This window comes from Legionella sp. PC997, assembly GCF_014109825.1.
Taxonomy (GTDB): Bacteria; Pseudomonadota; Gammaproteobacteria; order Legionellales; family Legionellaceae; genus Legionella.
Genome location: NZ_CP059576.1, coordinates 427,855 through 440,048, shown reverse-complemented (window position 1 = coordinate 440,048; position 12,194 = coordinate 427,855). Strand labels below are relative to the sequence as shown.

The following is a 12,194-nucleotide window of genomic DNA, read 5'->3' as shown; positions in this document are numbered from 1 at the left end:
CTATATGATTAATATTAGACCATCTTTGGATTCATTGTAGATTGATTATGAATGATTTTGAGGGAAGAAAATGGAAATTTATGCTCTGTTAAAATCGAAAGAAATAATTTGTGAAATCTCAAATTGTGCTAAGGCTAAAGCCAATAAACGGTCAATACCTAAGGCCACTCCGCTGCAAGAAGGCAAGCCATGTTTTAAAGCTTGCAATAGGTATTGATCCGCCTCCACAGAGGGAAAACCCTTTTCCCTTCTTAGCTTTTGGTCTTGAGTGAAACGATTTTCCTGGGCGGTAGCATCCGTCAACTCATGAAAGCCATTCGCTAACTCCACACCTTGGTAATAGACTTCAAAACGTTCGGCTACTCCCTGATTAATTTTTGCTAAAGCTGCTTGTGATTCCGGAAAATTATAGACCGCAACGGGAGCAGTTTCTTTACTCAAAAAAGGTTCTACAACATGACTCATCAGCAGAAATAAATATTGATCTCTATCTTCTTCTTGAGGAGCTAATACATTATCCAACTCATAACGTCTCAATATTTGCTTAAATTGTGTAATTGGAGCAGAGAATGGATCCACATCACATGCTTCAATAAAAGCCTGTTGATAGGTTTTTCTGATTAGAGGTTTAGATTGCATCACTATTTGCAGGAAATCATCCATCTCATCCATGAGGGCATGATGATCTATGCCCAGTCGGTACCACTCTAACAAAGTAAACTCTGGATTATGCCATCGCCCCAGCTCATCATCACGAAAGACACGGGCGATTTGGAAAATAGAGCCGCTACCAGCAGCAAGCAATCGCTTCATATGATATTCAGGAGAGGTTTGTAAACAGTAGGATTTGCCACGAAAAGTGGCCTTTATGTTGCTAAGGTACACATCGGTTGTGCCATAACGCGCCATAATTGGAGTTTCAACTTCCAAATAGTCGCGCTCAGTAAAAAAAGAGCGGATCTTTACTAATAATTTCGCCCGTTGACGCAAATGCTCGATCGGTGCGGAAGGTTGCCACATTAGTAAAATATTCCCAATTCCAGTCGAGCTGCTTCAGTCATTCTGTCTTGAGACCAAGGCGGCTCCCAAACTAACTCTACCGAACAATCGCGAACCCCTTCAACTTTATTGACGGCTTGTTCTACTGTTCCTGGAAAAGTTTGGGCAACAGGACAACCTGGGGTAGTTAAAGTCATGTGTATAACGACATGGGCTTCATCATCGATCAAAATATCGTAAATTAAACCCAAATCATAAATATTGACGGGAATTTCAGGATCATAGATCTCCCTAAGCGCATTAATAATAGCCTCTTTCAATAATTCCGGATCCTGTTTTTTCTTAAAACCAAACATAAAGTACCTGCGTTTTTTTGGTAACTGCACCCTAGGTTGCGGCTTTTAATAAACCATTACTCGGTTTTCACCACGTTATTGTCTTTATTCAATGCTGCTTCAAGAGTATGCCAAGCCAAAGTAGCACATTTTACCCGTGCAGGATAAGCTTTCACTCCTGCAAGAACTGTCAACTTATCCATATACCGTAACTGACTTTCCTCATTTTGCGTCAGCATATGGTGAAAACGATGAAACATCTCATGGGCTTCTTCTATGGTTTTGCCTTTTATGGAGTCAGTCATCAAAGAAGCCGAGGCTTGTGATATAGCACAACCACATCCTAAAAAACTCAATTCGGTAATCAAATTCGCTTCGATTTTGACATAAACGGTTAACTTATCCCCGCACAAAGGGTTAAAACCATTCGCCTGCACTGTCGCATCCTTCATTTCATAGTGATGACGCGGGTTGCGGTTGTGATCGATAATGATTTCTTGATAAAGTTCTCGTAATTCAGCGCTCATGCAAATACCTCTTTAACTCGATGTAATGCTTGTATACATACATCAATTTCCTCTTTAGTATTATAAAATGCCAAGGAAATACGTGAAGTAGCAGCCACATTATAAAAATCCATCAAGGGCATAGCACAATGATGCCCACTGCGTATTGCAATTCCTTCACTGTCTAAAATAGTGCCAATATCATGCGCGTGAATGGTTCCATGTACAAAAGCGACCACAGGAACTTTTTGTTTGGCAGTTCCAATGAGGTTAAATCCACTTACAGAGCGAACCCCAGCAGTTGCATATTCGAGTAGTTCTTGTTCATATGCAAAGAGTGCTTCTTTATCTAGCGACTCTAAATAATCGATTGCAGCACCTAAGCCAATTGCTCCAGCAATATTAGGAGTACCTGCCTCAAATTTATAAGGTGGTGCGGCATATTCTGTGGCGTCAAAGGTAACGTAATTAATCATTTCGCCCCCCCCTTGATAGGGTGACATCGCCTCTAAAAGTTCTTCTTTGGCCCATAGAATACCAATACCCGTAGGACCATAGAGCTTATGTCCGGAGAACGCATAAAAATCACACCCTAAATCTTGTACGTCTACTGGAAAATGAGGGGCTGCTTGGGCTCCATCTAATAATACTTCGGCACCAAAATCATGGGCCATCTTAATCATTTCTTTAACCGGATTAATAGTACCTAAAGCATTAGAAGCATGAGAGATAGCAACAAATTTGGTATTTTTATTTAATTTTTTAGCAAACTCTTCCAACAAAATCTCGCCATCTAGAGAAATAGGTGCAACTTGCAGCTTGGCACCCGTTTTTTTGCATACCATTTGCCATGGAACAATATTGGAATGATGTTCCATGTGGGTGATTAATATTTCTTCATCAGGTAAAATACGTGGAGCAACTAAACTTTGGGCTACTAAATTAATTGCTTCAGTTGTTCCGCGTACGTAAATACATTCTCGGGGCGAGTTTGCATTTATAAATCGTTTCACTTTGGAACGTGCTGCTTCATAGCACTCAGTGGCTCTAACACTTAAAGTGTGTACACCGCGATGCACATTCGAATTGTCATGCTCATAATAACGAGAAATAGCCTCAATCACCGCTTTAGGCTTTTGTGATGTTGCGGCGTTATCAAAATAAATTAAATCAGAATCATTTACTTTTTGATGAAGTGTAGGGAAATCTCTCCGAATTGCCTGAATATCCAAAGCGTCCATTAGCTTACCCCAACTGTTGTGTTAATAAATGTCCCATATAATCCGCCAATTGACGATGGGGAATAAGGCGCAAATTATCACTGGCAAAAGCATGAATTAAGTAGTGCGATGCTTCAAGTCGGTCAATTCCACGAGTCGCCAAATAAAATAAGGCCTCCTCATCCAATTGTCCCACTGTTGCGCCATGAGAGCACAAAACATCATCAGCAAAAATTTCTAATTGTGGTTTCGTATCAACTTCTGCGTTTGCGGAAAGTAATAAATTTTTATTTTGTTGTTTGGCGTCGGTGTGCTGGGCATTTTTAGCAACCACTACCTTTCCATTAAATACCGCACGCGAACGTCCAGTGAGAATTCCCTTATAATCCTGCTCACTACTGCAGTTAGGAACCAAGTGGTGCACTGTGGTATGATGATCCACATGCTGGCCTTCAGCAGGAGCATAAATTCCATTCATCAAAGAATGAGCTTTTTCTTCTTGCAAATACAAACTGATATCGGACCGCACCCATTGTCCGCCTAGGCTTAAGGAGTGGTTGGCAAATTCACTACCTGCCAATTGTCTTACCGATAAATGACCTAGATGAAAAGCAGATTTACTCTCTCTTTGAATTGTATAATGCGTTAATTTGGCGTTAGCACCAACTACAACTTCAGTTACTGTATTCGTCAGATAATAACAATTAGCCAAACCTTGATAATCTTCAATGATTGTAGCCTGCGTGTTTGCCTCAGCAATAATGAGATGTCGCAAATAAACTGCCTGATTCATTTGGGTCTGTATGTGGGTTAGAGTGATAGGTTCTTCAATCACCACACCGGCTGGAATGTAAATCAATAGGCCGCAATGAATCATAGCCGTATTTAAATAATGAAAACCATGCTCTTGCTTTAGAATAGTTCCTAGATACGGTTTAAGTAGTTCCGGATGTTTCGTTAATGCATCCGCTAAAGGAAGGACTAATACTCCTTTAGGAACCATTTTGATAACTTGTTCCATCCCCAAAATGAGTCCATTTTGGATCGATATGTTCTGATTTACTGGTAAATCAGAATTTATTTTTCCATCGTGTGCTGTGACCGCAGACTCTTGAGGGGTTCTTTCATTATCAGAAAGCATAAATGGCTGGCTCAATAGAGCATCAACACTGGTATATTTCCAGTCCTCATCATGACGTGTTGGAAAGCCATTTCGATTCAAATCTCTCAATGCTTTAGTTTGCAATTGGGCAAGCCAAGGCAAAGTAGATAAACTGGCTTTTGCTCGTTGATGGTAAAAATCCAAAATTTCACTCATATCATTACACCGTTTCCTCGAGCCAGCTGTATCCTTTTTTCTCTAATTCAAGCGCTAATGATTTATCACCTGACATAATAATACGACCATTTACCAGCACATGGATGAAATCTGGCTCAATATAATCCAATAAGCGCTGATAATGCGTTACTAAAATAATCGCACGCTCAGGCGACCGCATGGCGTTAACACCATGCGAAATAATACGCAATGCATCAATATCCAAGCCCGAATCTGTTTCGTCGAGAATAGACAGTTTAGGCTCTAGAGCGGCCATTTGTAAAATTTCATTCCGTTTTTTCTCACCTCCGGAAAATCCCTCATTAATGCTGCGATATAAAAAGCTTTCGTCCATTTCGAGTAACTTACATTTTTCGCGAATGAATGAGAGAAACTCAATTGCATCAAGAGTATTTTTTCCCTGACCTTTACGCACTGCATTAACCGAGGCTTTGAGAAAATTAACATTGGTGACCCCAGGTATCTCCACTGGGTATTGAAATGATAAAAAAATACCAGCACGTGCTCTTTCTTCGGGAGATAAAGGGGTCAAATCCTGCCCTAGATAATTTATTTCTCCGCCAGTCACTTGATACGAAGGATGGCCAGCTAATACTTTAGACAGGGTGCTTTTACCTGAACCATTAGGTCCCATGATGGCATGAATTTCACCCGCATTGACCTCAAGATCAATGCCCTTCAAAATGGATTGCCCATTTACCTCAACATTTAAGTCTTTGATTTTTAACATATTAGCCCACTGCCCCTTCTAAACTTAGACCTAGCAATTTAGTCGCTTCCACCGCAAATTCCATAGGTAATTCTTTTAATACCTGCTTACAAAAACCATTTACAATCATCGAAACAGCATCCTCGGTATCAATTCCTCGTTGTTGACAATAAAACAGTTGCTCTTCACTAATCTTTGAAGTGGTTGCTTCATGTTCTACCTGTGCCGTAGGGTTTTTGACTTCAATATAAGGAAAAGTATGCGCAGAGCATTCAGACCCCATCAACATGGAGTCACACTGAGTATAATTACGTGCATTAGTTGCTGTTGGTGCAATACGAACCAAACCACGATACGCATTATGTGCACGCCCCGCACTAATTCCTTTGGAAATAATGGTTGAGCGCGTGTTCTTACCAATATGAATCATTTTAGTGCCTGTATCGGCTTGTTGATAATTATTGGTTAAGGCAACTGAATAAAATTCTCCGACGGAATCATCCCCTTGCAAAATTACGCTGGGATATTTCCAGGTAATTGCTGAACCGGTTTCAATTTGGGTCCAAGAAATTTTAGAGCGCTTGCCTCTGCATGCTCCTCGCTTGGTCACAAAGTTATAAATTCCACCTTTTCCTTCCTTATCCCCTGGATACCAGTTTTGGACGGTGGAATATTTAATTTGTGCTCCATCCATAGCAACTAGCTCAACCACAGCGGCGTGTAATTGATTCTCATCACGCATAGGCGCTGTACAACCTTCTAGATATGAAACATAACTGTCGGCATCGGCAATAATTAAGGTACGTTCAAATTGTCCGGTAGATGCCGCATTAATCCTGAAATAAGTGGATAATTCCATGGGACAACGTACCCCTTTAGGGACATAAACAAAAGAGCCATCACTAAAAACTGCCGAATTCAGTGCGGCATAGAAATTATCGCGATAAGGCACTACGGAACCCAAATATTGCATGAGTAATTCGGGATATTTGTGTACCGCTTCAGAGATAGGACAAAAAATTACCCCTTTTTCAGCTAATTTTTCTTTAAATGTAGTTGCTACCGAAACGCTATCAAATACCGCATCGACAGCAACACCAGCCAACATCTCTTGTTCCCTTAAGGGTATACCTAATTTCTCATAGGTTCTTAGCAATTCGGGATCAACTTCATCCAGGCTTTTAGGAGCATCTTTTTTCTGTTTAGGCGCTGAGTAATAAGAAAGAGCCTGGTAATCCACGGGCGGGTAGTGCACACTGGACCATTGAGGAGGGGTCATGGTTAACCAATACCTGTAAGCCTTTAAACGCCATTCCAGCAAAAATTCAGGCTCGCCTTTAACTGCTGATAAACGTCGAATAACATCCTCATCCAAGCCAGGTTCGAAAGTATCTACTTCAATGTCGGTGGTAAACCCATGTTGGTATTCTCTATCGAGCAGAGAATTAATTTGCTCACTGCTTTTAGCCACGATTAACTCCACTTGCCAATTGTCGAACTCGGTCCACATCGTATGCTTGCAAAGTGGGTTTCGCCAAAGTAGCCAAACTCACACTATCTAGGGCGGTTTCAATTGCTTGGCTAATTAAGCGCCAATTGCCCTGAATAGTACAAACACCTTGTAATGAACAATCATTTGGTTGCAAACTGCATTCTGTGAAACCACGATGTTCTTCCAATGCAAAAATTATTTGCGACACAGAAATCTCAGTTGCAGGTCGTCGCAATCGGTATCCCCCAGTCACTCCACGCACTGAAGTTAACAAACCCGCACTGGTTAAACGTTTTAAAATTTTACTTACCGTAGGTACAGTCAGATGAGTATGTAACGCGATATCGCGCGCATTACACAATCCTTTCGCGTGCCTTGCGAGATAAACCATCACTACTGTTCCATAATCGGCCAACTTGCTGATGCGAAGCATAACACCTCAAACTCGAATAATCTAGTACTAAATAAGTCTTAATTAGAAACAAAAACTCACTTATTTTATCTTCTATCCCTATTATAAATATAGTACCAAAATAGTTCTATATTTGGCAAACAAGAATAGTACCTTATTGTTAAGGAACGATGCAATATGCTCCAGAAATATATTCAAAGTTAATCTTGGTTGATGAGCACCATAAGCATAATGATATTACAGGTAATTTTTAAAAAAAAACCACATTGTGCATATGTCGCCTATCCGGTACCATCTGGCCGTCCCATTATTACTGATAAAAAAATAGGACTAAGAGATTACTATTGCCCCAAATTAACTGTAAAGGATATAAGATGCTTAATAAATTTCATGATTATGTAGAATCTTCGAAAACAAATATCTCAGAAAAATCATTAGATGAATTAGAACAACTTTTGATAGAAGATCAAAAAAAGAGCCCTAGTCAACGTGAAATTAATTCAACAAAATTTTCTAATTATAGGTTTTTTGATGAGCAAAAAATGACGCCGCTGCAACTTGCTCTCATGAAAACTGCATTTCACAATACTCCTCGATTAAAAAAAATTATTGAACTTTATATTCAGTATTCAGATCTTACAGTTGAAGGAGACTATGGCACTGCTTTACATTATGCGTCTATGTATACGAAATGTGGTAAAGAGGTTATTAAGGCTCTCGTGGATAAAAATCCGGAGTTGATCGCGAAAGAATGCATTACGAAATGTGGTGGAAGCTATCCTATTATTGAACTCGCAAATTATGATAAGGATGGGGAATGTTTGCAGGCACTTATTGAGGCCGGTGCTGATGTTAATATAAAGGCAACAAAAACTGGATGGACCGCTTTGCATCAAGCAGCTTATGTTAATAATAAAACGACTGTATTAATGTTGTTAAATCATAATGCTAATAAATACGCACTGGATAAGGAAGGATGTTTACCAACAGAGGTGGCCTGTTACTGGCAAACAGATAAAGAACAATTAAGCCGCCATACTGAAATTATAGGGTTGATTCGCGACTTTAATCAGGATGAACACCTTGAAATCAAAACTAATTTGAGTGTCAATTCATAGACCTACAATTCAAATTTTTATGCAGAGGTTAATAGGTAAATACAAGGAACGAAGGTGTCAAAAAATGGAGAACGGGTTATTGATTGCATATAAAAATGTTTAACGAGAAATCTGGGGGTATTTGCCCCCTTAGATAGGATGGCAATCGTTACAACAAGCATAAAAGTATAAACAACGAAGTAAACACCCAGCCCCCAGCCGCATTCTACCGTAATACCAAATCATAAAGCTTGACTCACTTGAACAATGCGCGTTATATAACGTATCATCTCTTTTTTACTTTAGAGTGTTTGCAATACGATTTCATGCTTGAATCAAGACCTATTAGGAGCAAGACCATGACAGTTGCGCATTATCCAGCCTCACTGGTCAGCAGCCACCTTGTTAATTCGGGAACTATGATCGTCCCGCAAGGTTACTATCGCTCTAAATTATTCATTGCTCCCTTTTCTACTAATGCTTTAGTTGCAGCCGCAGGCCCTCTTTTATCACTACTAGAGCGACTCTGTCTTAGCCCTTCATTACCCCCTATTGAGAATATCAGAGACAATATCGAGCATGAATTACTCGCTTTTCAAAGTAAAATGGATGCTTCTAAATACCCAGGAGATTTTGCAGCAATCGCTTATTATTTAATGGCCGCAACTATAGATGAAATCATTGGTAAAAATTACATGCGCGTATACCAAATTACCGCTGAATTTAAGGCATTCACTCCGCTCACTAATGATAATGCTCAACCACAAGAACGTTTTTTTGAAATCCTAAATTACATTAAAGAACGCCCAAATCAATATCTTGATCTCATTGAGTTAGTCTATTTTTTTCTGATTATTGGTTTTGAGGGCCATTACCATCTCAAAGCAGATGGACGGCAGGTATTGGATAATTACATTGAAGATCTTTATCAAATAATTCAGCAAAATCGGTTCAATCAGCCGCGCCGCTTATTCAATGAAAATCCTATACCTAAAATTGTTAAAAAGAATTACAAAGCGGTTATCATAACCTTGGTTACTGCAGTTACTGTGGTAACACTTGCTTTTTTAACCAGCCAATATTTATTGGAAAATAAAGCAAAAACCGTTTTATTTGGACACACCCAACTTGCTCTTCTGGATAGCTAATGGACAATTCTTTACGGGCATTATGTGATGCCATAAAAAAAATACTTTCACAACTAAAGCCTCAAAGCAATCAGCTATCATTTATAGTGATTACGGGCAGAAATGCTCAAGGAAAATCGGCCGTATTAAAACAAAGCAATATGGAAGAAATACCCGTTTTCAGCGAGCAACATGCAAAAATTTACTATAATCAGAAAGGGATCATTATTGAGCTTGGTGAAAATTGGCTTACTAACAGTAAAACCTTGTTGCTAACGACGTTAAAGCAATTAAATCGATGCAACACCTATCTTAAAATAACCGGCTTGGTTTTATGTATTGATGTAAACGACTTGCTCATAGCCGATCCAGGACAGTTTGCTGAACAAAAAAAAGCACATTTACAATTATTAGAACGATTTGGAACAAATCTAGGCTACCCTGTCAATCTGGCGCTGATGTTCACCAAGATGGATACCCTCGCAGGGTTCACCGAATTTTATCAATCAGAACATGCAACTGAATTATTAAAACCTTTAGGATTTTCGCTCGATTGTAGAAATGAATTAAAGAAAAAAGTAGAAGCCTATTCATTACAATTCAATCAACTCACCGAACAAATTGGCCAACAAGTCATTCACAAAATGCATCCTGCTCGCTCCACAATGCGTCGCAGTTTAATTCGGGAGTTTCCACTACAGGTCGCAAGCCTTCGCTCCCCTATTCAAGCATTAATTCAAGGAATTTCGCCCAGACTCTTTAATTTACATTCCATTTATTTTTGTAGTGCGGAACAAGGCGGGGTGAGCATTGATCGCTTGAACAAGAAAATTCAGCATGAATATGCTTTGGTAGTACAAGATACTTTTCCGCAAGCGACCAATTTCAGAGCTTATTTTGTTGAGGGTGCATTAAGCACTATTCAGGAACATTGTAGCCAAATTCCACAAGTTAGAAAATTCTCACAAAAACCTATTATTGCGATAACCGCAAGTATTGCTGGTATGAGTTTATTGATTTTAAGTTATAACCATTACAAAACCGCCCATTTACTCGATGAAACAAGTAAAGAATTATTGGCCTATGATGTGCTCAATAGTCAAAAAAATAAAGAAAAGCAGGCTCTTTATCATTTATCTAATGCAGCCAAAACAATGAGCCACATTCCCAGTAACTCCTTATCGCTACCAACAGTACATCAATTAAAATATAATTTACACCATAATGCTCAAAATCGTCTCCACGGTGAATTCTTACCCTCCTTAACCAGTGAATTGGAAGATGTAATCAATAATCCAGGGAATACTCCTATTGTTCGTTATAATGCATTGAAAATTTACCTCATGTTAAGCCAGCCGGAACATTTTTCTGCGATGCAAGTACAAGATTGGTTTGCGAGTCAATGGAAAAGTCAACCAGAAAGTGCTTTAAATAAACAACTGGCACTATTAAAACTTTTATTAAGTAAACCACCCCGCAATATAATTGTAAAACCGCAGGTAATTAGTGATGCGAGAAATTATTTAAATGCATTACCCACCAGCTACCTTTATTATTCCATTGCCAAAGAATTTTTTCCTGGTACGAAACAAAAAATCGCCATTGAAGGGTTTGTATTGGCAACTAATGAATTGCCAAGTTACTTTACTCGTGCAGGCTTTAACGAAATCATGCAAAAAATTCCTGACATTAGCTACAGCCTGCAGAAAGAAAACTGGGTACTTGCACGCAATGACTTAAATCAATTGCCAGAAATGATCACCCAGGCTTATTGTTTTGACTATGTGACCTGGTGGCAAACGTTTATGCGTAAGTCGCAACCATTGCATTATCAAGATTATCAAACAGGACGACAAATTGTTAAAAATTTAGAGCAATCTCATTCATTACGAAAGATAATTTCCCTGATTCAACAAGAAACCAAAGCGGACTTGACCAACACTTCGTCCCCTTTTAATCAGGCAATTGCCAATCAATTTACTGATCTAAATTTAATGAGTCATTCCAGTACAAAAGAACTTAGTCAAAAAATCGTGGATTTAGAACGCTTTATTTCAACATTATCCATGATAAATGATGGGGGTAGAACCGCATTTAACATTACTAAAACTCGCTTTTCCAGTGAAAGTGCTTCTGATCCAGTAAGTCTGCTTTATAATCAAGCACGACAATTACCTGAACCTTTAAGTACATGGACCAAACAATTAGCGAGTGACGCATGGGGTATTTTGATCAAAGACAGTCGCCAGTATATTAACCAACAATGGCAACAAACCGTTTACAGGGAATTTCAAACGACTATTGCCAGACGTTATCCGTTCGACGCGTCCCAACAAGAAGAAATCACAATTACAGACTTTAACCATTTCTTTTCTACTCGGGGCGCTTTAAACACGTTTACTGAAAACTATGTTAAGCCATTTCTGGATATTTCTAGTGCAGAATGGAAGCCTAAAGCAGTAAATGATTCCGTATTACCTATTGCCTCAGAGACATTAGATGCGCTGATACGTGCAAATATTATAACTAATATGTTTTTCCCTGATCATGGGGAAGAGAGTAAAATTGATTTTAGTTTACAAAAAATTAGCTTAGATCCTGTTGTTGCGCATCTAGAGCTTGAAATTGGCAGAACCAAATTAATCGATAATCAAAGCACTGAATCCGTTATTCGTTTTAGCTGGCCTCAATCTCATGCAAAACTCGCCCTCGATTCAATTGAAGGCAATCATTATGAATTGGCAGAGCAAGGAACTTGGGCCTTATTTAAGCTACTCGAGAAAGTGAATGTGCTAATTGATGAACAAGACAGTTCTAGCTTGCAAATTCTCTTTGAAATCAATAGTAACTCAGGACGTTACCTATTAAAAACAAACAATCAAGTAAACCCTTTCACTCCAGGAATATTGAACGGATTTACATTAAAGGAGTCTATAGTATAGTTGTTTAAGAGATGAA

At 39.0% G+C, this 12,194-nt stretch carries 11 protein-coding genes; 3 read left to right on the top strand and 8 right to left on the bottom strand.

The genetic code is table 11. The features are described 5' to 3' along the window. Nucleotides 1-78: 78 nt before the first annotated feature. Genes epmA through HBNCFIEN_RS01940 form a run of 8 tightly spaced genes read right to left on the bottom strand, consistent with a single transcriptional unit; the run spans nucleotide 79 to nucleotide 7,033 of the window. A complete protein-coding gene (gene epmA, locus HBNCFIEN_RS01975) occupies nucleotides 79-1,020 on the bottom strand; it encodes an elongation factor P--(R)-beta-lysine ligase (protein ID WP_182392479.1) in 942 nt (313 codons plus the stop codon). Further along, nucleotides 1,020-1,355 carry an SUF system Fe-S cluster assembly protein gene (locus tag HBNCFIEN_RS01970; RefSeq protein WP_182392478.1) on the bottom strand — a complete coding sequence of 112 codons (336 nt, stop codon included), beginning with the start codon at nucleotides 1,353-1,355 and terminating at the stop codon, nucleotides 1,020-1,022. The genes epmA and HBNCFIEN_RS01970 overlap by 1 nt, the downstream gene beginning before the upstream one ends. 56 nt (nucleotides 1,356-1,411) lie before the next feature. After that, complete coding sequence (gene sufU, locus HBNCFIEN_RS01965; RefSeq protein WP_182392477.1) at nucleotides 1,412-1,861, bottom strand: Fe-S cluster assembly sulfur transfer protein SufU; 450 nt, start codon at nucleotides 1,859-1,861, stop codon at nucleotides 1,412-1,414. Beyond that, entirely contained in the window at nucleotides 1,858-3,081 is a 1,224-nt protein-coding gene (locus tag HBNCFIEN_RS01960; protein ID WP_304599266.1) for a cysteine desulfurase, read from the bottom strand. The genes sufU and HBNCFIEN_RS01960 overlap by 4 nt, the downstream gene beginning before the upstream one ends. Before the next feature lie 4 nt (nucleotides 3,082-3,085). Further along, nucleotides 3,086-4,378 (bottom strand): Fe-S cluster assembly protein SufD, encoded by a 1,293-nt coding sequence (sufD, locus tag HBNCFIEN_RS01955; protein ID WP_182392476.1) that lies wholly within the window; start codon nucleotides 4,376-4,378, stop codon nucleotides 3,086-3,088. A 4-nt stretch (nucleotides 4,379-4,382) separates the two neighbouring features. Further along, on the bottom strand, nucleotides 4,383-5,129 hold the full coding sequence (sufC, locus tag HBNCFIEN_RS01950; RefSeq protein ID WP_182392475.1) for a Fe-S cluster assembly ATPase SufC: 747 nt from the start codon (nucleotides 5,127-5,129) through the stop codon (nucleotides 4,383-4,385). A 1-nt stretch (nucleotide 5,130) separates the two neighbouring features. Beyond that, nucleotides 5,131-6,579 carry a Fe-S cluster assembly protein SufB gene (sufB, locus tag HBNCFIEN_RS01945; protein ID WP_370530104.1) on the bottom strand — a complete coding sequence of 483 codons (1,449 nt, stop codon included), beginning with the start codon at nucleotides 6,577-6,579 and terminating at the stop codon, nucleotides 5,131-5,133. Then, complete coding sequence (locus HBNCFIEN_RS01940; protein ID WP_182392473.1) at nucleotides 6,572-7,033, bottom strand: SUF system Fe-S cluster assembly regulator; 462 nt, start codon at nucleotides 7,031-7,033, stop codon at nucleotides 6,572-6,574. Before HBNCFIEN_RS01940 ends, sufB begins: the two co-directional genes overlap by 8 nt. Nucleotides 7,034-7,386: 353 nt before the next feature. Here HBNCFIEN_RS01940 and HBNCFIEN_RS01935 point away from each other — a divergent pair, with 353 nt between their 5' ends. The 3 genes from HBNCFIEN_RS01935 to icmF all read left to right on the top strand — a co-directional run bounded on the left by HBNCFIEN_RS01935 (nucleotide 7,387) and on the right by icmF (nucleotide 12,178). Further along, the gene (locus tag HBNCFIEN_RS01935; protein ID WP_182392472.1) at nucleotides 7,387-8,130 is read left to right on the top strand and encodes an ankyrin repeat domain-containing protein; all 744 of its coding nucleotides are present in this window, start codon (nucleotides 7,387-7,389) and stop codon (nucleotides 8,128-8,130) included. Between the two features lie 338 nt (nucleotides 8,131-8,468). Continuing rightward, a complete protein-coding gene (gene icmH, locus HBNCFIEN_RS01930; protein WP_182392471.1) occupies nucleotides 8,469-9,257 on the top strand; it encodes a type IVB secretion system protein IcmH/DotU in 789 nt (262 codons plus the stop codon). Continuing rightward, a complete protein-coding gene (gene icmF / locus HBNCFIEN_RS01925; protein ID WP_182392470.1) occupies nucleotides 9,257-12,178 on the top strand; it encodes a type IVB secretion system protein IcmF in 2,922 nt (973 codons plus the stop codon). Before icmH ends, icmF begins: the two co-directional genes overlap by 1 nt. The last annotated feature ends 16 nt before the right edge of the window (nucleotides 12,179-12,194 follow it).

Bases quoted from the DNA above. Each gene is read 5' to 3' on its own strand.
- epmA (WP_182392479.1), bottom strand. From the start codon at position 1,020: ATGTGGCAACCTTCCGCACCGATCGAGCATTTGCGTCAACGGGCGAAA.
- HBNCFIEN_RS01970 (WP_182392478.1), bottom strand. From the start codon at position 1,355: ATGTTTGGTTTTAAGAAAAAACAGGATCCGGAATTATTGAAAGAGGCT.
- sufU (WP_182392477.1), bottom strand. From the start codon at position 1,861: ATGAGCGCTGAATTACGAGAACTTTATCAAGAAATCATTATCGATCAC.
- HBNCFIEN_RS01960 (WP_304599266.1), bottom strand. From the start codon at position 3,081: ATGGACGCTTTGGATATTCAGGCAATTCGGAGAGATTTCCCTACACTT.
- sufD (WP_182392476.1), bottom strand. From the start codon at position 4,378: ATGAGTGAAATTTTGGATTTTTACCATCAACGAGCAAAAGCCAGTTTA.
- sufC (WP_182392475.1), bottom strand. From the start codon at position 5,129: ATGTTAAAAATCAAAGACTTAAATGTTGAGGTAAATGGGCAATCCATT.
- HBNCFIEN_RS01940 (WP_182392473.1), bottom strand. From the start codon at position 7,033: ATGCTTCGCATCAGCAAGTTGGCCGATTATGGAACAGTAGTGATGGTT.
- HBNCFIEN_RS01935 (WP_182392472.1), top strand. From the start codon at position 7,387: ATGCTTAATAAATTTCATGATTATGTAGAATCTTCGAAAACAAATATC.
- icmH (WP_182392471.1), top strand. From the start codon at position 8,469: ATGACAGTTGCGCATTATCCAGCCTCACTGGTCAGCAGCCACCTTGTT.
- icmF (WP_182392470.1), top strand. From the start codon at position 9,257: ATGGACAATTCTTTACGGGCATTATGTGATGCCATAAAAAAAATACTT.